This is a genomic window from Vibrio sp. Vb2880 (assembly GCF_033337975.1).
GTDB classification, from domain to species: domain Bacteria; phylum Pseudomonadota; class Gammaproteobacteria; order Enterobacterales; family Vibrionaceae; genus Vibrio; species Vibrio alginolyticus.
The window spans coordinates 155,812-182,536 of the sequence record NZ_JAWORT010000010.1 but is presented as its reverse complement, the minus strand read 5'-3'; the positions used below and the strand labels follow the sequence as shown (position 1 = coordinate 182,536).

23 protein-coding genes and 1 tRNA gene are annotated in these 26,725 nt (G+C 43.9%); 10 read left to right on the top strand and 14 right to left on the bottom strand.

What is annotated here, in order from left to right:
• Positions 1–124: 124 nt before the first annotated feature.
• The gene (locus R7M92_RS13330; protein ID WP_025767195.1) at positions 125–1,441 is read right to left on the bottom strand and encodes an MFS transporter; all 1,317 of its coding nucleotides are present in this window, start codon (positions 1,439–1,441) and stop codon (positions 125–127) included.
• 173 nt (positions 1,442–1,614) lie between these two features.
• Here R7M92_RS13330 and R7M92_RS13325 point away from each other — a divergent pair, with 173 nt between their 5' ends.
• Positions 1,615–2,163 carry an NAD(P)H nitroreductase gene (locus R7M92_RS13325; protein ID WP_005380711.1) on the top strand — a complete coding sequence of 183 codons (549 nt, stop codon included), beginning with the start codon at positions 1,615–1,617 and terminating at the stop codon, positions 2,161–2,163.
• Positions 2,164–2,266: 103 nt separating this feature from the next.
• Positions 2,267–4,234: a DNA topoisomerase III gene (locus R7M92_RS13320; RefSeq protein ID WP_017821143.1), complete on the top strand. Its 1,968-nt coding sequence runs from the start codon at positions 2,267–2,269 to the stop codon at positions 4,232–4,234.
• 44 nt (positions 4,235–4,278) lie between these two features.
• On the opposite strand, the gene R7M92_RS13315 is transcribed toward R7M92_RS13320, so the two are convergent.
• Both R7M92_RS13315 and R7M92_RS13310 read right to left on the bottom strand, forming a co-directional pair.
• Positions 4,279–4,485, bottom strand: coding sequence for a hypothetical protein (locus R7M92_RS13315; protein ID WP_005380717.1), 207 nt, complete (start codon positions 4,483–4,485; stop codon positions 4,279–4,281).
• A 183-nt stretch (positions 4,486–4,668) separates the two neighbouring features.
• Entirely contained in the window at positions 4,669–5,358 is a 690-nt protein-coding gene (locus tag R7M92_RS13310; RefSeq protein WP_262645867.1) for an SDR family oxidoreductase, read from the bottom strand.
• A 271-nt stretch (positions 5,359–5,629) separates the two neighbouring features.
• Here R7M92_RS13310 and R7M92_RS13305 point away from each other — a divergent pair, with 271 nt between their 5' ends.
• Positions 5,630–6,553, top strand: a complete 924-nt coding sequence (locus R7M92_RS13305; protein WP_318133613.1) for a histone deacetylase — start codon at positions 5,630–5,632, stop codon at positions 6,551–6,553.
• A 194-nt stretch (positions 6,554–6,747) separates the two neighbouring features.
• Here the strand turns inward: R7M92_RS13305 and R7M92_RS13300 are convergent.
• The 3 genes from R7M92_RS13300 to R7M92_RS13290 all read right to left on the bottom strand — a co-directional run bounded on the left by R7M92_RS13300 (position 6,748) and on the right by R7M92_RS13290 (position 9,051).
• Positions 6,748–6,838 (bottom strand) — tRNA-Ser (locus tag R7M92_RS13300).
• Between the two features lie 154 nt (positions 6,839–6,992).
• A complete protein-coding gene (locus R7M92_RS13295; RefSeq protein WP_154205122.1) occupies positions 6,993–8,801 on the bottom strand; it encodes a DUF3413 domain-containing protein in 1,809 nt (602 codons plus the stop codon).
• A 22-nt stretch (positions 8,802–8,823) separates the two neighbouring features.
• On the bottom strand, positions 8,824–9,051 hold the full coding sequence (locus tag R7M92_RS13290) for a YejL family protein (protein WP_005380722.1): 228 nt from the start codon (positions 9,049–9,051) through the stop codon (positions 8,824–8,826).
• Positions 9,052–9,136: 85 nt separating this feature from the next.
• Between R7M92_RS13290 and yejK the strand changes: the two genes are divergently transcribed.
• The 3 genes from yejK to R7M92_RS13275 all read left to right on the top strand — a co-directional run bounded on the left by yejK (position 9,137) and on the right by R7M92_RS13275 (position 12,814).
• Complete coding sequence (gene yejK, locus R7M92_RS13285; protein ID WP_318133611.1) at positions 9,137–10,135, top strand: nucleoid-associated protein YejK; 999 nt, start codon at positions 9,137–9,139, stop codon at positions 10,133–10,135.
• 82 nt (positions 10,136–10,217) lie between these two features.
• The gene (locus tag R7M92_RS13280; protein WP_080276925.1) at positions 10,218–11,546 is read left to right on the top strand and encodes an Hpt domain-containing protein; all 1,329 of its coding nucleotides are present in this window, start codon (positions 10,218–10,220) and stop codon (positions 11,544–11,546) included.
• Positions 11,547–11,650: 104 nt separating this feature from the next.
• Positions 11,651–12,814: a chemotaxis protein gene (locus R7M92_RS13275; RefSeq protein WP_258649785.1), complete on the top strand. Its 1,164-nt coding sequence runs from the start codon at positions 11,651–11,653 to the stop codon at positions 12,812–12,814.
• A 90-nt stretch (positions 12,815–12,904) separates the two neighbouring features.
• Here R7M92_RS13275 and nhaC read toward each other — a convergent pair whose 3' ends face one another.
• Positions 12,905–14,338 (bottom strand): Na+/H+ antiporter NhaC, encoded by a 1,434-nt coding sequence (nhaC, locus tag R7M92_RS13270; protein ID WP_005380726.1) that lies wholly within the window; start codon positions 14,336–14,338, stop codon positions 12,905–12,907.
• A gap of 431 nt (positions 14,339–14,769) precedes the next feature.
• Between nhaC and asd the strand changes: the two genes are divergently transcribed.
• Positions 14,770–15,885 carry an aspartate-semialdehyde dehydrogenase gene (gene asd / locus R7M92_RS13265; protein ID WP_005380727.1) on the top strand — a complete coding sequence of 372 codons (1,116 nt, stop codon included), beginning with the start codon at positions 14,770–14,772 and terminating at the stop codon, positions 15,883–15,885.
• Between the two features lie 57 nt (positions 15,886–15,942).
• Here the strand turns inward: asd and R7M92_RS13260 are convergent, their stop codons facing one another.
• Together R7M92_RS13260 and R7M92_RS13255 are read right to left on the bottom strand one after the other, a co-directional pair.
• The gene (locus tag R7M92_RS13260) at positions 15,943–16,806 is read right to left on the bottom strand and encodes an ion transporter (RefSeq protein ID WP_318133607.1); all 864 of its coding nucleotides are present in this window, start codon (positions 16,804–16,806) and stop codon (positions 15,943–15,945) included.
• 35 nt (positions 16,807–16,841) lie between these two features.
• Positions 16,842–17,480 carry a YchE family NAAT transporter gene (locus tag R7M92_RS13255; RefSeq protein ID WP_318133605.1) on the bottom strand — a complete coding sequence of 213 codons (639 nt, stop codon included), beginning with the start codon at positions 17,478–17,480 and terminating at the stop codon, positions 16,842–16,844.
• A gap of 650 nt (positions 17,481–18,130) precedes the next feature.
• Between R7M92_RS13255 and adhE the strand changes: the two genes are divergently transcribed.
• The gene (adhE, locus tag R7M92_RS13250; protein ID WP_005380731.1) at positions 18,131–20,833 is read left to right on the top strand and encodes a bifunctional acetaldehyde-CoA/alcohol dehydrogenase; all 2,703 of its coding nucleotides are present in this window, start codon (positions 18,131–18,133) and stop codon (positions 20,831–20,833) included.
• Positions 20,834–20,976: 143 nt separating this feature from the next.
• Here adhE and R7M92_RS13245 read toward each other — a convergent pair whose 3' ends face one another.
• The 3 genes from R7M92_RS13245 to sodB form a co-directional block, all read right to left on the bottom strand.
• A complete protein-coding gene (locus R7M92_RS13245) occupies positions 20,977–21,720 on the bottom strand; it encodes an SDR family oxidoreductase (protein WP_005380732.1) in 744 nt (247 codons plus the stop codon).
• Between the two features lie 134 nt (positions 21,721–21,854).
• Complete coding sequence (locus tag R7M92_RS13240; RefSeq protein ID WP_033907342.1) at positions 21,855–22,358, bottom strand: VC2046/SO_2500 family protein; 504 nt, start codon at positions 22,356–22,358, stop codon at positions 21,855–21,857.
• A 154-nt stretch (positions 22,359–22,512) separates the two neighbouring features.
• A complete protein-coding gene (sodB, locus tag R7M92_RS13235; protein ID WP_005396533.1) occupies positions 22,513–23,097 on the bottom strand; it encodes a superoxide dismutase [Fe] in 585 nt (194 codons plus the stop codon).
• Positions 23,098–23,382: 285 nt separating this feature from the next.
• On the opposite strand from sodB, the gene R7M92_RS13230 reads away from it, so the two are divergent.
• A complete protein-coding gene (locus tag R7M92_RS13230) occupies positions 23,383–23,718 on the top strand; it encodes a Grx4 family monothiol glutaredoxin (RefSeq protein WP_017635833.1) in 336 nt (111 codons plus the stop codon).
• Positions 23,719–23,792: 74 nt separating this feature from the next.
• The gene (locus tag R7M92_RS13225; RefSeq protein ID WP_025767201.1) at positions 23,793–24,422 is read left to right on the top strand and encodes a DsbA family protein; all 630 of its coding nucleotides are present in this window, start codon (positions 23,793–23,795) and stop codon (positions 24,420–24,422) included.
• 77 nt (positions 24,423–24,499) lie between these two features.
• Here R7M92_RS13225 and R7M92_RS13220 read toward each other — a convergent pair whose 3' ends face one another.
• Both R7M92_RS13220 and rnt read right to left on the bottom strand, forming a co-directional pair.
• Positions 24,500–25,825, bottom strand: a complete 1,326-nt coding sequence (locus R7M92_RS13220; RefSeq protein ID WP_017821192.1) for a Na+/H+ antiporter family protein — start codon at positions 25,823–25,825, stop codon at positions 24,500–24,502.
• Between the two features lie 28 nt (positions 25,826–25,853).
• The gene (rnt, locus tag R7M92_RS13215) at positions 25,854–26,498 is read right to left on the bottom strand and encodes a ribonuclease T (RefSeq protein WP_005384888.1); all 645 of its coding nucleotides are present in this window, start codon (positions 26,496–26,498) and stop codon (positions 25,854–25,856) included.
• Positions 26,499–26,725: the final 227 nt, after the last annotated feature.

Genomic DNA, 26,725 nt, shown 5'->3' with positions numbered 1-26,725 from the left:
GTTCTTTTAGTTGTTGATTTCATAACACTCTCCAATTTTGGGGGTGGAAAGTGTCAACCTTATTTAGGACGGCACAGTGTTTACCATAAAAGCTGCGCTTTGAGCGCAGCTTTTTTGTATAGAACTAGTCACTGATATCTGGCAGTTGTTTGGCCATTACCACGCCAGCAAAAGTAATAAAAGAGAACACTAACACCACAGCTGAAAGGCTCAAGAAGTTCGACATAACACCAAGAGAGCTCATTAGAAGCAGCATTATCCCAACCACTGTGTTACTCACGGCTACATAGCTCGTCCGTTTGTCACCTTCTGCGATATCAACTAAATAGGTTTTTCGTCCGACTCGTATTCCGTCGTGGGCAATACAAACACAAAAGTAAAGCAGAGGAATCACGAATAGGAAGCTTTGGCTAGCGGTGACCCATGTATCGTAAACAAATAACACAACACCAAGTAGCGCGCTCATCATTGCGCCTATGACCATCACACTGCGGCTAGAGCGATCTGACATTCTTCCCCAGAAAGGACCTGACACAAAGGAGGCTAAGCCACTCGCAAACATAAAGAGAGCTAGCACCCAGAGCTGTCCACCCAGAGATTGCTGTGCCAGCACAACGTAGTACGGTGCACTCAGCGCAGAACATAAAAATAGTGTCCGCGTGATAACGAATCGACGAAAGGTCACGTCTGTCTTAAGTAACGCGAGTTGTTTAAATGCTTCGAGGACGCCATTTCGACCACCGTCTACCTCACCGGCATACTCATTAATTCGCGCATAGACGAATGCCGCGATGAGCCATATGACGCCCGCTAAGCCTAAACTCAGACCGTAAAAGCGCTCTGTCGGCTCTACGTCCCATAACCAGGCTAGTGCCAGAAGGCTAGCGAAAAGCAGCGTAACTAGGCCAGCAGCGCTTGAAGACCAGCCGTTGACTTGACCTCGTTGGTTTTTAGGGATGGTTTTGCCCAATACATCTTTTGATGCGACGGAATTTAAACCGCGTGAGAGGCTGAAGATCACAAGACATGCAATCACACCATAACCCGCAGCTGCTCCTGTTAGAGTTAATGCGACCAATCCGATTGCAAATATGGAAAGAGCCTGCAAGATGCTGCCAATTACCCAGACCCATTTTCTTACTGGAATGCGTCGGATGTAGTGCGCGATGCTAAGTTGTGGGATAAGGGAGCCTGACTCACGAATAGGAACCAGCCAACCAATTAAGTAAACCGGAGCCCCGAGACTTTGTAGTATCCACGGCAACGTGACTTTAGGGTTGATTAACGCATCGCCGACCTTCGTTAAAAACTGAGCGAGAATGATTTTAAGAAAGTTGCCGGGAACTTGATGACAAGCTGATTCAGGAATCGCCTTACAGGCACGGGCATCTTCGTCATTAACGATCTTTTCGTAAATGCTGTTTTGTTTGTCCTTGTTCATCAACCTGCCTATGTTCAACTTATTCATTTCGCGAATAAATTAACATTAAACCCAGATTGATGTTAAGTGAAGCACGTTATCAAGCCCACAGAAAACCGGTTGTTATTCGCAGGAGCAGATTGTGCTAAAGTGGCGTAAACAAAATAACAACGATATTCAATAAGGATTCTTTCATGGACGCTCTCGATCTTTTGCTCAATCGCCGATCTATCGCGAAGTTATCCGCGCCTGCTCCAGAAGGTAAAGCACTTGAGAACATCATTCGTGCTGGCCTTCGTGCGCCTGACCATGCGGGATTAACCCCTTGGCGTTTCGTTATCGCACAGGGCGATGGTTTGAAAAAACTGTCAGATATATTGGTAAAAGCGGCAGAAGCTGAAAATAGTGATGAAGCGGTGGTCGAAAAGGTAAAGAATGCCCCATTTCGCGCACCAATGGTGATCACGGTGATTGCTAAAGTAACAGAACATGAGAAAGTACCAGCACTAGAGCAACACTTATCTGCGGGATGCGCTGTACAAGCGATGCAAATGGCAGCCGTAGCGCAAGGCTTTCAAGGGTTTTGGCGCTCAGGTAAGTGGATGTTCCATCCAGAAGTTCATCAAGCATTTGGTTTAGAGGGTGACGATGAGATTGTTGGTTTCTTGTACTTAGGCACGCCTGGTTGTACACCGATGAAAGTTCCTGAGCGTGACCTTTCTCAGTTTGTTGAATTCCTATAACTGAAAACTTAAATAAATTGACTGTTTATTTATACAGTTTTTCTTGATTTATTAGGGCTACATTCGATAATGTGGCCCTAATTATATTTATTTCCAAAACGTTATGTCTCGTCTGTTTATTGCTGAAAAACCAAGTTTAGGCCGTGCGATTGCCGCTGCACTGCCAAACCCTCAAAAGAAAGATCAAGGATTCATCCGCTGTGGGAACGGTGATATCGTTACTTGGTGTATCGGCCACTTACTCGAACAAGTCGAACCCGACGCTTACGATGAGCGTTATAAAAAGTGGAATATGGCAGATTTACCAATTGTTCCGCAGCAATGGCAGCTCAGACCGAGGAAAAGTGCAAGTAAGCAATTAACCGTGATTCGTAAATTGCTCAAAGAAGCTAATGAAGTCATTCATGCAGGAGACCCAGATCGAGAGGGTCAGCTGTTAGTTGATGAAGTTCTCGACTATTGCAAGTTATCTAAAACCAAGAAGGAATCCACACAGCGTTTGCTGATTTCCGACTTGAACTTACCTGCGGTTAAACGTGCTCTCAGTTCTATGCGCAGTAATCGCGAGTTTATCCCACTTTCAGTTTCAGCATTGGCCCGCTCTCGGGCTGATTGGCTGTATGGTATGAACATGTCTCGTGCTTATACCTTGCTTGGTCAAAAAGCAGGGTATCAAGGTGTTCTCTCGGTAGGGCGAGTGCAAACGCCAGTTCTTGGCTTAGTGGTGCGTCGTGATGAAGAAATCGAAAACTTTGTCCCGAAGGACTATTTTACCCTACATGCTCTGATCCCATATCAAGATGCCAATGGTACTTTTGATATTCGTGCTCGTTGGAAGCCAAGTGAGGCATGCAAGCCTTGGCAGGACGAAGAAGGTCGAGTATTAAACCGTAAGTTGGTGGAAAATGTTGCAAACCGTATTGCAAATCAACCCGCAAAAGTGACAGAGTCGGAACAAAAGCAAACCAAGCAATCAGCACCATTACCCTATTCGTTATCTGCTTTACAGATCGATGCCGCGAAGCGCTATGGTATGAGTGCGCAACAAGTACTAGATACTTGTCAGGCATTGTATGAAAAGCACAAGCTGATCACTTACCCGCGTTCAGATTGTCGCTATTTACCAATGGAACACTACTCACAAGCAGGGACGGTGACAACTGCTATTGCGAATAACGCAAAAGAGTTGCAAGTTGCCGTTCAGGGAGCAGACTTAACATTAAAGTCCAAAGCCTGGAACGATAAAAAAGTGGATGCGCACCATGCGATTATCCCTACACCGAAGCAAGCTAATGTGAATGCGCTTTCCGGCAATGAGATGAAAGTGTATCAATTGATTGCGCGCCAGTACCTCATGCAGTTCTATCCGGCGGCGGTTTACGCAGAAGCGAAATTGGTTTTCGATATCGCTGGTGGTACGTTTGTCGCGAAAGGTCGTCAGTTAGTTTCGCCGGGTTGGAAAGCGCTAATGGGCAAAACTGACAAGGAAGATGAAGGTATTGATGCCGTGCCACCGCTACCCGAAGGCACCGTGTTAACTTGTCGTGAAGGGGAAATAAAAGACCGAAAAACCGAGCCACCAAAGCATTTTACCGAGGCATCGCTGTTGCAAGCGATGACCGGGATCGCCCGTTATGTTGCGGATAAAGAACTGAAAAAAATCCTTCGTGACACTGATGGGCTAGGCACGGAAGCGACTCGCGCTGGTATTTTGGATACGCTGTTCAAACGCCAACTGCTTACGCGTCAAGGTAAGTCAATTCTCAGTTCTCCTGCGGGAAGAGGTCTCATTCATGCCTTGCCAGAAGATTCAACATACCCTGATATGACGGCTCATTGGGAGCACCAGTTACAAGGTATGGCAGAGAGAAATCAAGCATATCAGCCGTTCATGCAAGCACTGGAACAACGCATTGATAGCTTGATGGCACAAGTAAAAGCAGGCCCTATCCCTGATTCATTACGTCATCTACCCAAGGTGGAACGTCCTGCGTTTAAACGTAAAAAGCGCAGTTATTCAAAGAATGGTGGCGCGACTAAATCTCGTGCAACCAAAGGTAAGCAGGCATAGGACAAGCGCGGTGTAATTAAACACCGCGCATGCTTGAAAATAGATTACTCGAACAGGTCACCGTGGTTTTGGATCGCGCCTCTTACTTCACCTTGAGTTAACACGCGTTTGTCCAGTACCTCTTTCACCTGGTTGCCCAAGTCAACTAATGTATCTCGATTCGCTTGAGTTTGGCGTTTACCAGCACTTCTCAAGCAGTAATTTAGTTCGTGCTCTTCGCTAAAATTAACCAAATCCCTATCTGCTGCCATCGTGCTTTCTCCTTATTTGTTCTACTTTTTCCTAAGTCTGGATTGGATGTAGATAAATTCAAGTTAGATTGCGTGAATTATGCTGGTGGATCACTGATGAACATTATGTTTGCCAACCAAGTCACGATTATGAAGCCTGGCTTTGATGGTATTTGGTTTAGTGATGGTTGTGTCTTAATGCTGCTACCAAGGTAACTCAGTACCATCGTAGTTAATAAATCGACCTGAAAGCTGCGGTGTGCTCAGCTCTATCACGTTCGCTAGGCCTTGCGCGGAGGTTTGCGTATCTATCAAAGCATTTGGCCCACCCATCGCCGTTTTTACCCAACCAGGGTGAAGCGCTAAAACGGTAAATCCTTCAGGTGTTAAATCATTACTTAAGCTTTTCACAACCGAGTTAAGCGCCGCTTTCGATGAGCGATAAATATAGCCGCCGCCGGACGTATTTTCGGTCATACTGCCGACTTTTGATGAGATACAAGCAATCTTTTTCATCTTGCCTTGTTGTAAGCGAGGGTAACAGTACTCAACCAGTTTTAACGGAGCAATGGTGTTTACTTCGAAGACTTTACGCCATGCTTCTACGTCAGTATTTCCAAAGCCATATCCCTTGGGGCCGTAATATCCTGCATTATTGATGAGTAAGTCGATGGCAGGGAGTTTATCGGCAAGCGTAGCGACTTGTTCGTAGTGCGTGACATCCAGTTCGTGCAAAACTAGATTGCTGAATTGTGAGGCTAGAGTTTGTAGTTCTGAACTGTTCTCTAAGGAACGGCTAGTAGCATGTACTTGGTGGCCTTGCTTCAGGTACAGCTCAGTTAAGCTAAGGCCAATGCCGCGATTTGCTCCGGTAATAAAGACGGTTTGACTCATACAAACACCTATGTTTTTTTGATTTCAGTTGAAAGTCATTGTGTTAGCTAAGCACCATAAAATCAACCAACCACCACGCACCAACAACAAGAGATGAAAATAGGGACAGAGCACAAAGAGAGCCAAACAGTGCGCCGAGAATAGCAAAGAAAGTAGAATTCATATGTATATTAAATTTAATTGATATTGAAAATCATTATCAATTAAATTGCGTTTTATTCAACCCTTGAAGTTGATACTATTTCGTTACCATTGTTATTAAGAATTTCTCATGCTGCCATTTATCTACCACCCGATTTATTCTCAACTTGAGTTGCCAGAGGGGCATCGTTACCCAATTATGAAATACCAGTACCTCTATGAATCGGTATTGGTGCATATAGAGAAAGATAACTGGAAAGAGTACGCGCAGTTTTTCCAGCCCGAAGCATTAACTGTTGGGGAAGTAAAACGTGTTCATGACGAGGAATACGTCGAGTTACTTGTTAGTGGAAACATGCCAGCTGCGAAGATGCGCCGAATAGGTTTTCCTTGGAGTGAGTCTCTCATTACCAGAACGCTAACTTCAGCAGCGGGCACGGCTCTGACCGCAAAAAAGGCACTTGAGTACGGTGTGGCCATTCATTTGAGTGGTGGGTATCACCACGCACACAAAGAGTTTGGCAGTGGTTTTTGTTTATTTAATGACTTAGTGATCGCGGCCAGGCAAGCGCTCGAAGTCGAGCATGTCGATAAAGTATTGATCATTGATAGTGATGTTCACCATGGGGATGGAACAGCAACTTTATGTGACGATGAGCCAGATATCATCACGCTTTCTTTCCACTGTGATAAAAACTTCCCAGCGAGGAAGCCTCAGTCTGACCTCGATGTGCCTTTGGTGCGAGGGACAGGTGATGAGGATTTTTTAATGGCGTTTAAAGAAGTGGTCGATATGGCACTTAATCTTCATCGCCCTGATTTAGTTATCTACGATGCTGGTGTCGATATACATCAAGACGATGAGCTTGGATATTTTGATGTGTCGACTCAAGGGATTTTAGAACGTGATAGATTTTTAATGCAAACAGTGAAATCTCGAGGTATCCCTGTCGCAGCTGTCGTTGGAGGTGGATATCGAACGAATCATGCTGACCTCGTCCCAATCCATTTGCAGCTTATCAATGCCGCTAAAGAAGTCTTTATTGATGAGTAGATACAACTAGATGTAAATATCAAATTGATTCAACACTGGAACGAACGAAAAGGGCATTAATTTTTTGTGGGTTCTTTCGGAGTGTGGCGGAGTGCTTAGTTGCGTTCAAGAAGTGGTAAGTGATTTGTACAAATCTTTTTAAGTCTGGAGATGCGAAAAAGCCCGCTAATTTCTTAGCGGGCTTTTTCTAAAAGTGGCGGAGAGATAGGGATTTGAACCCTAGATACGCTATTAACGTATGCCGGTTTTCAAGACCGGTGCTTTCAACCACTCAGCCATCTCTCCGTTGTTGAGGCGCATAATATAAGGCTTTGAAAATGTTGTAAACCCCTAGTTGAACTGATTGGATGTTTACTGCGCAAATTTGTGGTTTGTGTTGTTTAAATAAACAAAAACTCCCCAAAAAGGGGAGTTTGAATAGTATATGGATTGCTAGGTATTAATCGTTTTTAGAATAAAAACGCTGTAACTCAGTTAAACCTTGCATCAAAACTGGCAACTTAGGTGCATCATCTCGAAGTCGTTTGTAGTTTTTGTCATACAGCTTGTAGTTGCCAAACTTATCGATCACTGTGGTTTGCGAGCTAGTAATTAAGGCAAGCTCGCGAGTATCGCCCGCCAAGATCCAGCGACGACGACTTTCATCGAATAGGTTGCGACCACTACTGTAATCATATGGGTTGGAAGATACGCCGAGCATATCTTGCAACAGTGTAACCGAGAGGTCCAAGTGACTTGTGCTGTGATTAAATTCGCCAGCCAGCATTCCAGGCCAATGGATCACCATCGGAACTTGTAATTGATAACGGCTGTAGTTGCTGTTTGCTCCCCAGCTGTTCGTATTGGTTTCGTTAAATTCACTACCGTGATTAGAAGTGATGATTACGATGGTGTTTGTCAGTTGTCCCGTCGTTTCTAGTTCATCAATAATACCGGCGATAGTTCTATCCGCCGACTTCACTGCATATTCATAAGCTTTTTTGAATCGCTCACTTGCGGGCATTTCTTCATCATTATTTGAAGGAATCGATTCAAAATTATCAACGGTGGTGACTTCGATGTAACTAAACCATGGCTGACTTGCTTTCTCTGCTAACCATGTATTCCAGTTTGCGATAGATTGTTTATCGGTATGAGCTTGCGTGCCATCTAGGTCTTCCGCTAAGTTCAAGTCGCGGAAAATAATTTCTGAGTAGAGATCATCTTCAAACCCACTGCCACTGAATAAACCAAAGTTGTAGCCCTGCTCTTTCAGTACATCGAGCAATACTGGGGACGCACCTTGCGCCTTGATGCTTGATGCATAACTGGTCGGTAAGCCATAGAACAAACCAAAGGCCCCGTATGTATCATTACTTGAGCTGTAATGATTACGGAAGTTCTGATTGTTTTCAGCAAACTCATAGAGGTTAGGCATCTCTTCTTGGTTAAGCGCATCCGCTCGTAAATTGTTTATGCTGATCATCAACACATTGAGCTTATTAACTCGGCGGTTAAACTCAAGCTTTTCAAGAGGATAGTTGACTAACTCTACGTTGCCTTCGTTTTCTGCTAAACGTTTTAGGTATTCCTCACGGTCAAGTAGACCATGTTTTTCCATAAAACTCTTCGCCGTCATCGGGTAAGACAACGGGAAGTTTGAACGCTGGCTAGTAATTGGGTTATAAAAATACGCATCTGCCCAAATGTAAACCAAATGGCTGGTCATAAAGCTGAGGAAAAAGACGGCCGCGAGAGGGCGTCCTACGTGCTTATGAGATAGTTTGCGCTGTTTTCGCCATACCCATTCGGATAGTGCGAGTTGAATAAGGAAGATCAGCGGCATCACAACAAATAAATGTTGTAGGTCAGTGCTGAGTGCACTTTTGTCTTCGCTGAATAGTAACTCCCAGACAACGGGAGTTAAGTGCAAATTGATCGACTGATACGCTTGGGTATCAATTAATAATATGGTTTGCCCAACGGTTGCGAAAATCACTGCCACCAAACGGAACAATTTCCGCGATGGCAGGATAAACGTCAACGGGAATAGAACAAGCAAGTAAAGTGCGAAAACTAGAAAGCCAAAGTGACCAACCCAAGAAACCGCCAGATAAAACTGACCAAGTAACGTCTCGGGCCAAGGAGACTGAACAATGTAGCGTGTGCCTATCAACATCGATGCAACGATATTGAAGAATGCAAACCAGTGACCCCAACCAACTAGTCGAGATACACGTTCGCCGTATGAGTTTCCGCTGTCTACCATGTATGTGTTCTATTGTCCGTGATTAGTGTGTTTTTGGTGTTTCTAAAGAAGACATCAGCGCCTGAGCAAATTTTTCAGCAATCGCTTTGCGTTGTGAAGCAGCAACACGTTGATTTAAGACATTGGTTGCGATATTTCCGGCAATCATTAGCGTCAACTCAGGAGAAGCAGCGTGTTTTTCAAGAACTGTTGCTACTTCAGCAAGAATTTTTTCTACTTGCTCGTCAGTATATTTAGATGTAATCGGCATAAAGACTCTAATAATGATAGTAAAAGCGGCTTATGATAACCTACAATGCCCATCAACTAAAACCTTGTAGCAAGATAAAATCACTATGAGTCTTCATCTTTCAAACGTTATTCTGCATCAACTGTGCAAAAACGATCAGGACGAGCTGGTTGTAAACTTTCGTCCAGCATCATTAGAGAACGATGCATCTACAGAAAACTTAGTCGCTGAGCTTCACCGAGTATTCCATTCTAAAGCTGGTAAAGGTTTTGGCGCTTTCCAGTCAGACAGCGAATTTCAATTTTGGCTTCAAGAAATGCGCAAAGGAGAGCGAGATTTTTACGACTTCTCACAAATTAGTGCAAATCGCTTGAAAGAAGAGTTGATTAAGTACCCATTTGCGGATGAAGGTATCTTGGTTTTCGCTGAGTATCAGAGTTTAGCAACGGACTACTTGTTCATCGGTATCTTACCAATGAATCAGAGTTTAAAAGTGACCGAAGGTTTGGACATCAGTGCGACAGATTACCTTGATATCACCAAAATGGATATTGCCGCACGCATCGACCTGTCGAGCTACGAGACCGACAAGGAATCCAATCGTTATCTGCAATACATTAAAGGACGCGTTGGCCGTAAAGTGGCGGACTTCTTCCTAGATTTTCTGCAAGCGGATATTGGCTTAGATACTAAACAACAAAACTTAGTGTTGATGCAGGCGGTGGATGATTTTTGTGCTGACTCGAAGCTAGAAAAGCAAGAAGTGAACGAGTACAAGAAACAAGTTTACGACTACTGCAATGAGCAAATTAAATCCGGTGATGAGGTTCAAATCTCAGAGCTTTCCGGAGAGCTTCCTCAAAGCCAAGATGGCACGAGCTTTATGGATTTCACCAAAGAGCAAGGGTACGAGATTGAAGAGTCTTTCCCAGGTGATCGTGCGACGGTTCGCAAACTGACTAAATTTGTTGGAGCTGGTGGTGGTTTGAATATTAGCTTCGATAGTCTCTTACTTGGCGAGCGTATTTTTTATGATCCAGAGACGGATATCTTAACGATTAAAGGGACGCCTCCAAATCTAAAAGATCAGTTAAGTCGCAATTAAAATCATATCGTTAAATAAAGAGAGCAAACGGCTCTCTTTTTTTATGTGAATAAGAAACATCCATAGTATATGCTTGTAATTAATGGAGATATGCGAGGGGCAAGTGTTGCTGAAGCTAAAAGAAGGAATACGGCGGTTTGTTTGGTTCTGGTTCGTTTTGTGGTGTGTTTTAGCACTTGGCATTTGGCTGCAAGCCAAACAAACGATTCAAACGATTTCGACTGTAAATGAGTTAGGAAGTAAAGTTGAAGAAGTCAGGCACTTTTTTAACTTCGATCTGCCTTACCGTGTTAAACACGTCGACCAAATTTCACTGAAACTTCAGTTGGCTTATGCAGTTCGCTTACAGCTTGAAAGTGAGTTTTCTGAAGGGAAAATCACACCAGACATCACTCAATTGCTTTATACGACCGACCGATTTTTAGAAAGTGCTCGAGCTTTTGTAAGAAGTGACAGTGAATTGGTTTCGTTAGCAGAACAGTTACGAAGCAGCCGTGCTCGAACAGAAAACTCTGATCAAATTCAGGCAATGTACTATCGCTTAGGTGCGCTTGTTTTTGAGTCTGTCTTTAGTGACTCTGCAACGAATAGCGATACTTACCGTGACTTAGACCGACTTTTTATTGAATCAGAGACGCTCTCTCCCGAAGAGCGAAGCGCTCTTCAGCGCCAGCTTGCTCAAACCTCAAGCGCACTATCTGCTCAGGCACAGGGCAGTTATTTATCCAATCAACTGCTTAATCCAGATTTCCCGAACCAGTTAACTTCGATAAATGATCAGTTGGAACAGAAGCTAATGACTTTTATTGTTTGGTTGTCTGTAATCAGTGGTTTGCTCCTTTTCCTCATTTCATGGGGAGCCTTCTCCCCAAAAACGATTCAACCGATACCACTACCCAGAACCGATGATAAAAAGTCAGAGCAAGTTGGCGATGATGAAAATGGAGCTAACGCTGTTCCCTCAGCTCAGTCAGAAAATTTTCAAAACGTCCAAATGAACGAAGAAAGTTGTAATGAGGTGAATTCATCACAAGTGGAAGTAGTGGAACGTGAGCCGTACATAGATATCAATAAAATGTTAGATTCTCTGTCTGGTGACGAGGGCGCTGTGCGGATGTTACTGGAGGTCTTTATTCAGGATCACTCTGGCGATGGCACTAAAATGTATCAGCTGTTAGAAGAGGATAAAGAGCAAGCGCAAAGAGCCGCACACAGTCTTAAAGGGGTCTCAGGGAGTTTAGGTGCAATGCCATTGCACTGTATTTCGGGTGATATTGAACTGTTGATTAAACAAGGGCAAAAAGTGCCGGAAGAGAAGTTGGCATGTTTAGATGATGTCCTAAAACAAACCATACTTTTTGCTAATAATGTTCTCAATAGTGAAAAGATAACAGAAGCGCTAACAGATTGATATTGCTCTGACTTAATGTCATAAGAGTTGAGGTAATAAAGGCTCGAACTATATGACTTAGTTCGCTTTATTCCTGTTCTATACAATTTGTTAAAGGTGTTTTCATGTCCGTTCGCCGAATGTCTTCAATGATGTTGATAGGGCTGGTTATGATGCTTTCAGGGTGCTCCCTGCTCGAAGTCAAGATCGAGAGTCAAACCGTCCCTCTTACCAAACAAGAGCTCAATATGCGTCTTTTGACTCGTGAGTATGCGCAGCAGTTTTTTGCTCAGGTTGAGCAAGCAGCAGATGCACTACACGAACAATATGATCCTCATGATAAAGTTCATCAATCTTATATTTTACTTTGGAAGATAAATGCTGAAGAGGGCATCCAAGCTTCTGCGTATCAAGTGTCCCCAATGGCTGCACTGATTGATACATGGACTTTCACGCTACAAATGGAACAGTTCTTTACTACCGCTTCTGGTAATGAGCTCTTTGCGTCTGATGAGGCCAAGTTAGTTTCCGTTTATTTAGCGAAAGAGGTAGATAAACTGGCTCAATCTTTATTGAAGAAAGAAGCATACATCAAGACACAAACGTTTGTTGCAGAGTTCGCCAAGCAGCATCCATTCGCTGATTTAAGCATGATTAGGACTCCGGCTTACCGTGGGTGGTTAGATGCAAACCAAATTAGCGAAGAGGAAGCCGTTACAACGCTAGGCACGATGCCAGAAGCACTTGGGGATGTCTCTGATCGTCTAAGTCTGGTATCAGAACAGACACCAAAAATTATGACGTGGAAAGCGCAGTTGTTGGCCTTGAATAGCTCTGCCAGTATCGAAAAAGTCAATGCGGCGCTCAATAGTTTGCAAGTTACCGCTGATTCGATGAGGGATTTTATCGATAACAACCCAGAGTACATGCGTTATTTGGCAGAACAAATGGCGCTGGAGTTACAACCTTTGGTTGACGATATCGATCAAAGGACGGAGGCGCGTTTATCTCAGTTGGGTGAAGAACGCCAAGCTATAGAGCTGATGGTTGCCAGAGAACGTCAAGAAATCGCACAGATCATTACCCATGAGCGCGAGAAGTTTGCTCAAGATATGGATCGAGTGTCGCAAGAGGTTGTGAATCTCGCCATGACTAAGCTGATTGAACTTGTCAAAAGTACCATCATCTACTTTATTCTGTTCATTGCCGTTATATTCTTTGCACCGCTTGGCTTGGGCTATTGGTTTGGGAAGCGTGCAGCCGTAAAAACGCCAGTAAAACAAAGCTAACGATTTGTTTTGGAAATAAAAAAAGAGCGCTTTAAAGCGCTCTTTTTTAGTATTGAATTCGGAAGGGAGGTTCTTCCTATCTCTACGAAGTTAAGCGGTTTGCTGCTTCAATTCGCCTTCAGCTTCTTCAACTGCTTCTGCTGTTGGTTCGCACTTATCAACAAACCAACCCATGTAAGAAGTGAAGATCGTTACGATGATACATACAAAACTCAGCCACATGAACGGGGCATAAGACAGTGTAGCAACACCCAAAATACTGGCCATGTAGATACCGTTGTCACTCCAAGGGACCATACCTGAGGTTAGCGTGCCGCCAAATTCTGCGTTACGAGACAAATTCTTACGTTTGTAGCCTAGACGGTCATAGTTCTTCGCACAGATTTTTGGGGTCAGAATAAGTGAAACGTACATCGCTGAACCAAATACGTTGCCCATAAAGGCCGTACCAATTGTGCTTGTTGCCAATGAACCTGCACTTTGAACGCGTTTTTCAAACAGCTTCGCGATAGTCTCTAGCACGCCTACTTTATCTAGTAGACCGCCAAAACCAAGGCCGAATACGATAACCGCTACCGACCCAAGCATTGAAGACATGCCGCCACGGTTAAGGATTGAGTCAATGAAATCTACGCCAGATGAGATTGCAAACGGAGCCCAAGCCGTGTTGAACGCGGTTAGGAAATCGACATCTTGGATCATCACTGCCCAAATAATACCTAGCAGAGAACCAAAACTGATCACTGGGAATGAAGGCATACGCATCGCTAGAAGTGACAATACGATGATCACAGGAACAAATGAGTAAGGGGTGATGTAGAACTGCTGTTCCATCGCTTTAATGACAGAGTCTACCTGGCTCATGTCAACTTGACCTGCGTAGTGGAAGCCAAATGCAGTAAACATAATGCCTGTAATAATGTAGCTAATGAGTGCTATCGGCAACATGCCTTTAATATGTTCCATCACTTCAACGTTAGACATAGATGAAGCAAGGATTACTGAATCCGATAGAGGCGACATTTTGTCACCAAAGTAACAGCCTGAAAGTACGGCACCTGCAGTGATTGGCGCAGGAACACCAAGACCTTGACCGATACCCATCATTGCAATACCTGCCGTGCCAGCCGCACCCCAAGACGTGCCAGTCGCTAGCGCAGTCAATGAACAGATGATCATGGTCGCGAGCAAAAAGATGGAAGGGTGGATTGCTTTAAGGCCGTAGTAAATAATGGTTGGAACAATACCACCAGAGATCCAAGTACCTACAAGCGCGCCAACGGCCAAAAGGATTAAAACGGCTCCAAGTCCATTGGAAATGCCATTTAGTGCTGCTTTTTCCAGATCTTTATACTGATGGCCAAGCTTTATGCCTAATATCATGACAATGAACCAACCGATGTATAGCGCTAGCTGAATCGGTAGGTCTAGCTTGGCTGTGAACGAAAATGCCAGCAGGAGAAATAAACCGAGCGAGATAAATACCTGTATCAAGCTTGGTAGGCGTGGTGTAACTTGCTTCATATGTGCCTCTGTCAATCTTGGAGCAATAGAGGAAGGCGCTCCTTGTTGTAATCGCGCATAACATACATTAACAAAAATTATATTTCGAACATTTGGTGTTTTATCTTGATGTTCGTTGGTAAAAACGTTTGCTTGTGAAATTAAATGTTAGTTTGTTTTAACTTTTTTGGTTTTAAATGTTGTGTAATGTGAAATTATTGTGCTTCATGTGTTATTTTCTCATTGAGTGGTAAGACCAATTAGGGGGCTAAAGTGCTTTCCCTACTTGAAAAATGGTTAAAACCGCAAACCAAACACTAAAAAATCTCGTGTAACCCGGTTTTTCAGAGGAAAAGGTTAAAAAACGCGCTTATTTACAAAATAGGGGTTGAGATTTTGCTGTGAAAAATTAACTATGGGGTAGGTTTTTTAATACATGGAGAGTTAATACGATGAGAGTTGGTTTAGTTGGTTGGCGCGGTATGGTTGGTTCAGTCCTTATGCAGCGTATGGTTGAAGAGAAAGACTTCGACCTAATCGAACCAGTATTCTACAGTACTTCTCAAGTTGGTATTCCTGCTCCTAACTTAGGAAAAGACGCAGGCTTACTGCAAGACGCGTATGATATTGAAAGCTTAAAACAGCTTGATGCGGTAATCACCTGTCAAGGTGGTAGCTACACAGAAAAAGTTTTCCCTGCACTTCGTCAGGCTGGTTGGAAAGGCTACTGGATTGATGCGGCCTCTACGCTACGTATGGCTGAAGATTCGATCATCACACTTGATCCAGTGAACTTAAAGCAAATCCAACAAGGCATCCACGGTGGCACGAACACATTTGTCGGTGGTAACTGTACGGTTAGTTTAATGCTAATGGGGCTAGGTGGTCTATTTGAGAAAGGCCTTGTTGAGTGGACAAGCGCAATGACTTACCAAGCCGCATCTGGTGCTGGTGCGCAAAATATGCGTGAATTGATCTCGCAAATGGGCGTTATCAATGACTCTGTGAGCTCTGAACTTGCAAACCCATCAAGCTCTATCCTAGATATTGATAAGAAAGTTGCGGATACAATGCGCAGCGGCTCTTTCCCTACCGATAAATTCGGTGTGCCACTAGCTGGTTCGTTGATCCCATGGATCGATGTGAAGCGCGATAATGGTCAGAGTAAAGAAGAGTGGAAAGCGGGCGCTGAGGCGAATAAAATTTTGGGTTCTCAAAGTTCACCTGTTCCAATTGACGGTACTTGTGTGCGTATTGGCGCGATGCGTTGTCACTCTCAAGCACTTACTATCAAGCTTAAACAAAATGTACCAATGGACGAAATCGAAGAAATCATCGCCACTCATAACGATTGGGTGAAAGTGATTCCTAACGACCGTGACATCACTGCTCAAGAGCTAACACCGGCAAAAGTTACGGGCACAATGTCTGTACCAGTGGGTCGTTTACGTAAGATGGCAATGGGTGATGATTTCCTAAATGCTTTCACTGTTGGTGACCAACTGCTTTGGGGTGCTGCGGAGCCATTGCGTCGTACTCTGCGAATTATTCTGTCTGAGAAAGCATAATCACATCAATCCTTTATTTGATGACAAAATAAAAGAGCTCCTTAGGGAGCTCTTTTTTCATGCGTCGTCTTCCGTTCGAACGACTCTTTTGTCTGGATCGGCTAGTTCACTACCACAATGTTTACAGTAAATTGCGTCAGAGTCGTGCCCTGCGTGGGAGCAGTTTGGGCATTTCACCAATACTTTGTGCGATTGCATCTCTTGGTGCAGTTCGGCAGTGAAAATACCTGTAGGTACCGCCAAAATGGAATAACCCAGTAACATGGTGAGTGATGCAAGCCCTTTACCTAGGTCTGTTTGAGGGACCAAGTCACCATACCCAACCGTTGTGATGGTCACGATCGCCCAATAAATACTTTTAGGAATGCTAGTAAATCCGTTTTCAGGTCCTTCAATGATAAAAATCAATGAGCCGAAAATCGTTACCATAATGGCGACGGAGCTAAAGAAGATAAAAATCTTTCTGCGCGCCATAAGCAGTGAACGTAAGAGGATATTGGACTCTTGGAGGTATCGGACTAACTTGAGTATGCGGAATATTCGCATCACTCGCAGCGCCCTGATCACACCCATAAACGAAGCCGATGGGAAGAAGAGTGCTAAATAAGTGGGCAAAATCGCAAGTAAATCGACGACACCATAAAAACCCTTTGCGTAGGCGGCAGGTTTGGGGGAGCAATAAAGCCTTAGAAGGTATTCAATCGTGAATAGGCCAGTAAATGTGTATTCAATAAACTTCAGCTCTTTTTCCCACTCGGCCCGAACGGAGGGTATCGAATCTAACACCAGTACGATTAACGAACTGATGATCGCGATAATGAGAGCAATATCGAACGTTTTACCAGCTTTGGTATGAGTACCAAAAATGGTGACATATAGAGTATGTTTAAGAGAGTCAGTCGTCATGACAAAGCGATCCATTGTTGAATCGCTCTATCATACAATTTTATAGAAACTCAGGCTAATCCTGGAAATAAGTTGCGTAAGCCATTCGCAATGAACTCTATGCCAAGCGCGCCCAATATCAAACCCATGATACGAGTAATGACGTTGATTCCAGTTTGACCTAAAAATCGTACGATCAATGGGGCAGAGCGGAACAATAGCCATGAACAAAGGCAGAACAAAACAATCGTAATACTAATGCCCACGGTATCGAACATGCTTGGGTAGCGTGCACCATAAACAATAGTCGAACTGATTGCACCAGGACCTGCCATTAAAGGCATTGCAAGAGGGACCACACCAATCTGTTCACGACTGACGTATTCCGTTTTCTCTTGTTTGTTCTGCTTATCTTCCCCCAGTTTACCGCTCATCATCGAGAATGCGATGCTAAGTAATAGCAACCCGCCAGCGACACGAAACGAATCCAGAGAAATACTGAACATGTCTAACAGTAACTGACCAGCAAAAAGCGAAATGATCAGGATGATCGCAACAGCCACATTTGCTGTTGTTGCCGTATTGCGCTTTTCGTCTGGAGTCATATGTCCGGTTAGTGACACAAACACAGGCATGATACCAACAGGGTTTACTGCGGCGACCAAACCGAGAAAAAACTGCAAGAAGATAGCAAGTTCAAAAGTTTGCATGTTGCGTACTCATCAAAGTTCACATTAGTGAAAAGGAGAAGGGGTAATTTGGGCGTAATGTAAGGCAAAAGTTAGGTTGTAAGAAATGAAAAAAACTAACGCATTCCCTGCCATTTAAGTGAGAAAAACTAATTCTTTAATAAACTGTATCTAATCTGGAAAGGAAATGTTACGTATAAAGTTGCTGATAAATTGCGCTGTTTTACATAAACGTTAACATTCGCACATTTTTGATAAAAACCAAGGTGGTTTGTAGAGAGATGTATTCGGTTCGATATACTCTCAGTAGCACAAAGAATTGGGCCTACATGTAATTTTGTTGGTCAAAAATGAAACTTTTTTACAGGTTGTTGTAGTTTCTTTTATTTATTTGTCCATTTGCTTCTTTTTTACTCAATAAAAAATGAAAGTTAATTTATTTGTTTATCAGTGATTTATGTCATTTTGGTGTGATGAGGCACCACTTTGGTAGTATTTAGGTGGTGAGAACTGATCCAAGTCAATTTTTTTCACACTATGAAATATTATACTCAGTCCTGAAAGCAATTTACTAAGACGTTTGTTTTCTAAGTGACTGATAAACAGTAAAAACGATAAGTAATAGCCTTAGTAAAAAGTTTTTAATATTTGTTAATTTTAGGAGATTCCCTATGCCTGTAACTAATATGGCTGAACTAGATGCAATGGTTGCTCGCGTTAAGAAAGCGCAAGAAGAGTTCGCTACTTACTCTCAAGAGCAAGTAGATAAAATCTTTCGTGCAGCATCGCTTGCAGCTAACCAGGCCCGTATCCCGCTAGCTCAACAAGCGGTAGAAGAATCTGGTATGGGTATTGTTGAAGATAAAGTAATCAAGAACCACTTCGCTTCTGAGTTTATCTACAACAAATACAAAGACGAACAAACGTGTGGCATCTTAGAAGAGGATGACAACCTAGGTACTATGACTATCGCTGAGCCTGTAGGCATCATCTGCGGTATCGTACCAACGACTAACCCAACTTCTACAGCGATCTTCAAATCTCTAATCTCTTTGAAGACTCGTAACGGTATCATCTTCTCACCACACCCACGTGCAAAAAACTCAACTAACGATGCAGCTAAACTCGTTCTAGATGCAGCAGTAGCAGCAGGTGCACCAAAAGACATCATCGGTTGGATCGACCAGCCTTCTGTTGAGCTTTCAAACGCTCTAATGAAACACGATGACATCGCGCTTATCCTTGCAACTGGTGGTCCAGGCATGGTTAAAGCAGCATACTCTTCTGGTAAGCCAGCAATCGGTGTAGGTGCAGGTAACGTTCCTGTTGTTATCGATGAAACAGCAGACATCAAACGTGCTGTTGCTTCTATCCTTATGTCTAAGACTTTCGACAACGGTGTAGTATGTGCTTCTGAGCAAGCTGCAATCGTAGTAGACGAAGTATACGACGAAGTGAAAGAGCGCTTTGCTTCTCACAAAGCTTATGTCCTAAGCAAAGCAGAAGCTGATAAAGTTCGTAAAGTGCTTCTTATCGATGGTGCGCTAAACGCGAAAATCGTAGGTCAGCCAGCAGCAGCAATCGCTGAAATGGCAGGCGTTAAAGTTCCAGCAGACACTAAAGTTCTTGTTGGTGAGGGTCTGGGTAAAGTATCTCACGATGACGCATTCGCTCACGAGAAACTATCTCCAACTCTAGGTCTATTCCGTGCTGACAACTTCGAAGACGCGGTTGCTCAAGCGGTAACTATGGTTGAGATTGGTGGTATCGGCCACACATCTGGTCTTTACACTAACCAAGATACTAACGCTGATCGTATCCGTTACTTCGGTGACAAGATGAAGACAGCTCGTATCCTAATCAACATCCCGACTACTCACGGCGGTATCGGTGACTTGTACAACTTCAACGTTGCGCCATCTCTAACGCTAGGTTGTGGTTCTTGGGGTGGTAACTCTATCTCTGAGAACGTAGGTCCTAAACACCTAATCAACAAGAAAACTGTAGCGAAGCGAGCTGAAAACATGTTGTGGCATAAACTACCTAAGTCAATCTACTTCCGTCGTGGTAGCCTTCCAATCGCACTGGGCGACCTAGAAGGTAAGAAACGTGCATTCCTAGTAACTGACCGTTTCCTATTCAACAACGGTTACGCAGATGACGTAGTAAGCCTACTAAAAGCTCAAGGCATGGAAGTTCAAACATTCTTCGATGTTGAAGCTGACCCAACACTGTCTGTAGTAGAAAAAGGTGCGGCTCAAATGGCTAGCTACCAACCTGACGTTATCCTAGCGCTAGGCGGTGGTTCACCAATGGATGCAGCGAAAATCATGTGGGTAATGTACGAGCACCCAGAAACTCACTTTGAAGAACTAGCAATGCGCTTTATGGACATCCGTAAACGTATCTACAAGTTCCCTAAAATGGGTAAAAAAGCTGAGCTTGTATGTATCACTACAACTTCAGGTACTGGTTCAGAAGTTACTCCATTCGCGGTTGTTACTGACGACAAGACTGGTGCGAAATACCCACTAGCTGACTACGAAATCACGCCAAACATGGCAATCGTTGATGCGAACCTAGTAATGAACATGCCTAAGTCTCTAACAGCATTTGGTGGTTACGATGCAGTAACTCACGCTCTAGAAGCTTACGTTTCTGTTCTTGCTAACGAATACTCAGATGGCCAAGCTCTTCAAGCACTTAAGATGCTAAAAGAGTACCTACCATCAAGCTATGCGAACGGTGCAAATGACCCAATCGCTCGTGAGAAAGTACACAACGCAGCTACTATCGCTGGTGTTGCATTTGCGAACGCATTCCTAGGTGTTTGTCACTCAATGGCTCACAAACTGGGTGCTGAGTTCCACTTGCCACACGGCCTAGCTAACGCACTACTTATCTCTAACGTGGTACGTTACAACGCGAACGACAATCCAACTAAACAAACTGCGTTCTCTCAATACGACCGTCCACAAGCACGTCGTCGTTACGCTGAAGTTGCTGACCACCTAGGCCTAAGCCAAGAAGGTGACCGTACTGCTCAGAAGATTGAACGTCTACTAGCATGGCTGGATGAACTAAAAGTTAACCTAGACATCCCAATGTCTATCCAAGCGGCAGGTGTTGCTGAATCAGATTTCGTAGCGAAACTGGATGAGCTAGCGGTAGAAGCGTTCGATGACCAATGTACTGGTGCGAACCCACGTTACCCTCTAATCAGCGAACTTAAAGATGTGTTGATGGCTTCTTACTACGGTAAAGCATTTGTTGAAGGCGAAACTTTCGAAGGTACAACTGTTATCAAGAAGAAAGCAGACCAAGAAGCAGCAAAAGCAGCACCTAAAGCAAAGAAAGAAAAAGCTGACGCGTAATTAAAAAATCGAGTGAGCAAGGTTTTCGCTAGCACGAAACCTTAATCGGGAAAAGGTTAAAGCCCCAGTCAAATGACTGGGGCTTTTTTTATTTTGGTGCAGGAGTTACATCTGGCTTGGGAAAACAGAGTTGCTGTGTATGCTTACACTTCGGTCGCAACTACTCGGCCACTGAAGTATTCATTCGCGACGATGTATGCTGTGTTGCGGACTAGTTCGTCTTGGATCTCAGCCCAGTGCCTCTCGTTGAGCTCTTCTTTTGTATGATTTACCGAGGGAATAACGCCGCCCACTCGAATGTTGAATGGTGTGAGTTCTTTTGCCCAGCTGTGAGTAAAACCTGACACCAACGCCGCCATGCTTTCAACTCCCGTAAAGTCTTCATGGTTATCATGAGAAATGACGTTAACAATGACGCCTTTCTTGTTTCTGGCTCGAAAGCGCTCTGCTCCTACTTGGCCGTAGGTATAAAGGAAGCGTGCCGCAGACGACAAGTGATCAATGTAAGTACTCATTGGTTCTGGCGCCATTAAGCCAGGCATAGGGGAGCTGGTCCAGCAATTAACAATCACATCTGGTGTCGCACGTAGCTGTGATTCTATCTGGTCAAACAATAAGTTAATGGACGTTGTGTTATCACTACACACATTCATAGCATACACTTTGTCAGTGAAAGCGCTGATTTGCTCATAGCTCGCTCTCAAAGCGCTAGAATTTTGGTCACAAAGAATCAACGTTGCTCCAAGGTGAGCAAAGTGATTTGCACAGGTTCTTCCTATAACCGAACCTGCAGACGTGACGAGAATAATTGATTCTTTGATATCCATAGCACCTTCACTGTATCCATATGTGAAAAACAATACACCAGTGGTTTGTGCTAATAGCATGGTTGAAATTCGTTGGGTTCAGTGTGAAAGGCTTCAAACTAACGCTTTCGAGTGAGGACTATTGTGCGGTAATTTGTAAGATGTCACATTTCTGACGTGTAGGTATTGCAAGCTATTGGATAAAAAGCGGATCTCTATGCTTTAGCTTGAATTTGATGCTGACGTTGAGCCGTCACTAGCTGATTATATAGCCCAGCATCTGGGATCAGTTGTTTGTTGCGTTCGCCCAATCTGCGTCGCTCATGACCAGATAGGTTGTGATAAACCTCCTCTGGTAGGTTGAATGTGTCTTCAGGCAGGTAAGTCAGCGCATCTGGTTTTAGGTAATGGCTCAGCTTTGCGGAAGGCAATCCTGCATCGTGAAACTGTTTCGCTTGTTCAGCTGCGAGTTCATAGCTGCTGCTATCAGAACGAAGAGCTTGAGGTTGCGATAAACCCAATTGTTGGCGAAGAATACTGTCACTGGTGATGACTTCCTGGACCTCTTCAACTGGGACCACATCGCGAACATCATTAGAGAACATAGACAGAATCAGCGAGAAATCCGCACGACGACCTTCGTGTACGGCATGGTTAATACCATTACCGAACTGAAGTTCGTTGATAATTGCAGCTTTGTCTAACGTATGAATTTGCATGATGTTCCTCGCTCGATGCTCTTTTAACGGCGTGGATAAGAAGAACTTTAGTAAAAGAGGGAATTATTTAAAGGTGCTAGGGAAGGCGAAACAAAAAAGCCCGCTAAATAGCGAGCTTTTGAATAAGACTAAATTGAACTTAGGGGGAAGTATATTACTTCGCTAGGTTCTCAGCTACGAAGTCCCAGTTTACTAGAGCCCAGAAGCCGTTCATGTAATCAGGACGTACGTTGCGGTAATCGATGTAGTACGCGTGTTCCCATAGGTCAACAGTTAGAAGTGGTGTTGTACCTTCTTCTGTTAGAGGAGTTGCAGCGTTAGAAGTGTTAACGATCTCTAGAGAGCCGTCAGCTTTCTTAACAAGCCAAGTCCATGAAGAACCGAAGTTGTTGATTGCTGAATCAGTAAACTTCGCTTTGAATTCTTCAAAAGAACCGAATGCTGCGTTGATAGCGTCTGCAACTGCGCCAGTTGGCTCGCCGCCCGCATTTGGAGCAAGACAGTGCCAGTAGAACGTGTGGTTCCAGATTTGCGCTGCGTTGTTGAATACGCCACCAGTAGAAGTCTTGATGATCTCTTCTAGAGTTTTGCCTTCGAACTCAGTACCAGGGATAAGACCGTTAAGCTTAACAACGTAAGTGTTGTGGTGCTTACCGTGGTGGTAGTCTAGAGTCTCTGCTGAGATGTGTGGTTCTAGTGCGTCTTTCGCGTAAGGAAGAGCTGGTAGTTCAAATGCCATTACTCGATTCTCCATTGATTTGAAAGGATGACCTTTCGATTGCTTCCAGTGTTTTTTTATAGCTATGTCGCCTTTAAGGCTGACTTGCTAAGTATTTTAGCAAGTTTTTACTTTATTAAAACCCCGATATGAAAATATTTTAAGAGGTTAGCAGTGGTGAAGTGCTGCATTGCTCGCCAATGAGCAATCTAAAATTAAGCCTTATTAATTATGTGGTTTTTATTCTGTCGTTATTGAGTAGAATGTGGCAAATAAATAAAGTTCAAACCCATGAATGAGGAAGCGATGGAAACTATCGACAAAATCAAACAGCAGATCTCTGAAAACTCAATCCTGCTGTACATGAAAGGATCACCGAAACTACCTAGCTGTGGTTTCTCTTCTCAAGCGTCACAGGCACTAATGGCATGTGGTGAGAAGTTCGCTTACGTAGACATTCTGCAAAACCCAGATATCCGTGCTGAGTTACCAAAGTACGCGCAATGGCCAACTTTCCCTCAACTATGGGTTGAAGGCGAGCTTATCGGCGGTTGTGACATTATTCTAGAAATGTTCCAAAAAGGTGAACTGCAGCCTCTAATCAAAGAAGCAGCAGCGCGCGCTGAAGATCAAGCTGAGTAATTCGTAAATACTCACATTTAGCGATAGAATACGAAGGAGCCGTACTGGCTCCTTTTTCTTTTTAGGTTAGTGGAATGAACATAAAGCTTTACTACGTGCATGACCCAATGTGCAGTTGGTGTTGGGGTTACAAACCAACGCTGGATAAACTAAAACAGCAACTGCCAGGTGTGATTCAGTTTGAGTATGTGGTTGGTGGTCTTGCGCCAGATACTAATTTACCGATGCCGCCCGAGATGCAACAAAAACTCGAAGGTATTTGGAAGCAGATTGAGCGCCAGTTAGGCACTAAGTTTAACTACGATTTCTGGAAGCTTTGTACGCCAGTTAGAAGCACTTACCAATCTTGTCGTGCGGTTATTGCAGCGGGCTTTCAAGATTCTTATGAGCAGATGCTAGAAGCGGTTCAGCATGCGTATTACTTACGTGCGATGCCTCCTCATGAAGAAGCCACTCACTTGCAATTAGCGAGAGAAATTGGCTTGAATGTTCAGCAATTCAAGAATGACATGGATGGCTCTTTCTTAGAAGGTGTGTTCGAAGATCAATTGAGCCTTGCAAAGAGCCTAGGTGTGAGCTCTTACCCTAGCTTGGTTCTTAAAATTAACGACGCTTATTTTCCGATTGCCATCGATTACCTGTCGACAGAACCAACCTTGAAGCTGATTCGTGAGCGTATTATTGACAATATGCCAGCGCAATAACCACAGTTATGAATAACAAAAAGCCGCTCATTGAGCGGCTTTTTCGTAACTAATGTATATCCATCCAAACAATAGTATTAAAGCACCATTGCTGCAATCCAACCAAAGATGATTAGAGGGATATTATAATGGATAAAGGTTGGAACGACTGTTTCCCAAATGTGCTCATGTTGACCGTCGGCATTTAGACCAGATGTAGGGCCTAATGTAGAGTCAGAAGCTGGAGAGCCTGCATCACCTAACGCCGCCGCAGTACCTACCAGTGCAATCGTTGCCATCGGCGAGAAACCGAATGCTAGCGCAAGAGGCACATAGATAGTTGCAAGGATTGGAATCGTAGAGAACGATGAACCAATGCCCATTGTTACTAATAGACCAACGATCAGCATCAGTAGTGCAGCTAGAGGCTTATTGTCACCGATGCTGGTTGATAGCGATTGTACTAGTGTTTCAACACCGCCAGTTTGCTTCATTACTGCTGCAAAACCTGCCGCTGCGATCATGATGAAGCCAATCATTGCCATCATGTGTACACCTTTAGTGAACACGTCGTGCGTCTCTTTCCATGCGATAACGCCGCCGAAAGTGAACACCATAAAGCCAGCTAGAGCACCGATAATCATTGAACCTGTGTAAAGCTGAACACCCAAAGCAGCGACAATACCAAGTGCCGCAACTAAGATGTGCTTTTTATTAATGACGTGATCGGTTTCGTCAACGACAGTCAACTCAGTTTCTTTGTAGACACGCGGTTTACGATAGCTCACAAAGATAGCCAGTAATAGACCAAACAGCATCCCTGCACCTGGCAGTAACATGGCGGTTGGGACTTGGCTTGCAACCACGTTTTCCAAACCGTTGTCATGTAGGTTCTTTAATAGAATGTTGTTTAAGAAAATACCGCCGAAACCAACAGGTAAGATCATGTAAGGTGTGATCAAACCGAAGGTAAGAACACACGCGACCAAACGTCGATCGAGCTTAAGTTTCGCAAATACGCCCAAAAGAGGTGGAATCAAAATTGGAATAAAGGCGATATGGACCGGAATTACGTTTTGAGATGACATAGTGACAAGGACGAGCGCGACTAACACCGCGTACTTTAACCCGGTAGTTGACGCCGAGTTTTCTTTACCATTTAAGCGCTTGATAACACTTTTGGCCAGTAGATCCGTGATGCCTGATTTCGAGATGGCAACAGCGAAAGTACCTAACATGGCGTAGCTTAGCGCGATAGTTGCACCGCCACCTAGACCACTTTCAAATGCGGCAACCGTATCCCCAAGGCTCATGCCTGCGACTAGGCCGCCTACGATGGCACTAAACGTGAGGGCAACCACCACGTTTACGCGCATCAATGCTAACACGAGCATGACGCACACTGATATAACGACAGGATTCATACTTTTCCTAATATGTTGTGTTTACTTATTATTCTTCGTCGACAAGCGGCCAACCGCCGAGGGCCTTCCATTTGTTGACAATACCGCAGAATAATTCTGCTGTTTTTTGTGTATCGTAAAGCGCAGAGTGTGCTTCACGGTTATCAAATTCCATCCCGGCTGTTTTGCATGCTTTAGCGAGAACTGTTTGGCCATAAGCAAGGCCACTTAATGTAGCCGTATCAAAAGTAGCAAAGGGATGAAAAGGGACTCTTTTTAGTTTACAGCGTTCATTTGCTGCATTTACAAAACCCAAGTCGAATGCTGCGTTATGAGCAACCATAATTGCACGTGAGCAATCTGCGGCTTTTTGTTCTTTGCGAATAAGCTTATAAATTTCCTTTAGCGCCTCTTGCTCAGAAACAGCACCTCGAAGAGGGCTGAAAGGGTCACGAATACCATTGAATTCAAGCGCTTCTTTTTCTAAGTTAGCGCCTTCAAATGGTTCCACATGAAAATGAATGGTGGAGGCCGGATGCAACACGCCATGTTCGTCCATTTTCAACGTAACGGCACAGATTTCTAAAAGTGCATCAGTTTGAGCATTGAAACCAGCGGTCTCAACGTCTACTACCACAGGGAAATAACCACGAAAGCGTTTTTTCAAGGTTAGAGCTTCATTTTCTAGTGTCATGTTGGCTTATTTTTGTGTGACGAAGGCTGCATTATTGCAGATTATACCGATGAGAAAAACCGCAATTTAAGAGAAAACCGGAATTCTATTTTGCATCCAATCAATAAGTTTGTATTGCATATTATGTAGACGTTTATTCGCCATACTTTGCATCATGTAAACCGATAAAACATGAGAAAGTAAAACGCTAAGTGGCGGTTAAGGTGATTGGAACACTATGGCTTACA

Coding starts and splice junctions, on each gene's coding strand:
- R7M92_RS13240 (WP_033907342.1), bottom strand. CDS start 22,358: ATGCAAATTCATACGTTAGACAAAGCTGCAATTATCAACGAACTTCAG.
- R7M92_RS13325 (WP_005380711.1), top strand. CDS start 1,615: ATGGACGCTCTCGATCTTTTGCTCAATCGCCGATCTATCGCGAAGTTA.
- R7M92_RS13220 (WP_017821192.1), bottom strand. CDS start 25,825: ATGAATCCTGTCGTTATATCAGTGTGCGTCATGCTCGTGTTAGCATTG.
- nhaC (WP_005380726.1), bottom strand. CDS start 14,338: ATGAAGCAAGTTACACCACGCCTACCAAGCTTGATACAGGTATTTATC.
- R7M92_RS13275 (WP_258649785.1), top strand. CDS start 11,651: ATGTCCGTTCGCCGAATGTCTTCAATGATGTTGATAGGGCTGGTTATG.
- yejK (WP_318133611.1), top strand. CDS start 9,137: ATGAGTCTTCATCTTTCAAACGTTATTCTGCATCAACTGTGCAAAAAC.
- R7M92_RS13315 (WP_005380717.1), bottom strand. CDS start 4,485: ATGGCAGCAGATAGGGATTTGGTTAATTTTAGCGAAGAGCACGAACTA.
- R7M92_RS13295 (WP_154205122.1), bottom strand. CDS start 8,801: ATGGTAGACAGCGGAAACTCATACGGCGAACGTGTATCTCGACTAGTT.
- R7M92_RS13225 (WP_025767201.1), top strand. CDS start 23,793: ATGAACATAAAGCTTTACTACGTGCATGACCCAATGTGCAGTTGGTGT.
- R7M92_RS13310 (WP_262645867.1), bottom strand. CDS start 5,358: ATGAGTCAAACCGTCTTTATTACCGGAGCAAATCGCGGCATTGGCCTT.
- asd (WP_005380727.1), top strand. CDS start 14,770: ATGAGAGTTGGTTTAGTTGGTTGGCGCGGTATGGTTGGTTCAGTCCTT.
- sodB (WP_005396533.1), bottom strand. CDS start 23,097: ATGGCATTTGAACTACCAGCTCTTCCTTACGCGAAAGACGCACTAGAA.
- R7M92_RS13330 (WP_025767195.1), bottom strand. CDS start 1,441: ATGAACAAGGACAAACAAAACAGCATTTACGAAAAGATCGTTAATGAC.
- R7M92_RS13245 (WP_005380732.1), bottom strand. CDS start 21,720: ATGCTATTAGCACAAACCACTGGTGTATTGTTTTTCACATATGGATAC.
- rnt (WP_005384888.1), bottom strand. CDS start 26,498: ATGACACTAGAAAATGAAGCTCTAACCTTGAAAAAACGCTTTCGTGGT.
- R7M92_RS13255 (WP_318133605.1), bottom strand. CDS start 17,480: ATGCAAACTTTTGAACTTGCTATCTTCTTGCAGTTTTTTCTCGGTTTG.
- R7M92_RS13230 (WP_017635833.1), top strand. CDS start 23,383: ATGGAAACTATCGACAAAATCAAACAGCAGATCTCTGAAAACTCAATC.
- R7M92_RS13280 (WP_080276925.1), top strand. CDS start 10,218: ATGGAGATATGCGAGGGGCAAGTGTTGCTGAAGCTAAAAGAAGGAATA.
- R7M92_RS13260 (WP_318133607.1), bottom strand. CDS start 16,806: ATGGATCGCTTTGTCATGACGACTGACTCTCTTAAACATACTCTATAT.
- R7M92_RS13290 (WP_005380722.1), bottom strand. CDS start 9,051: ATGCCGATTACATCTAAATATACTGACGAGCAAGTAGAAAAAATTCTT.
- R7M92_RS13320 (WP_017821143.1), top strand. CDS start 2,267: ATGTCTCGTCTGTTTATTGCTGAAAAACCAAGTTTAGGCCGTGCGATT.
- adhE (WP_005380731.1), top strand. CDS start 18,131: ATGCCTGTAACTAATATGGCTGAACTAGATGCAATGGTTGCTCGCGTT.
- R7M92_RS13305 (WP_318133613.1), top strand. CDS start 5,630: ATGCTGCCATTTATCTACCACCCGATTTATTCTCAACTTGAGTTGCCA.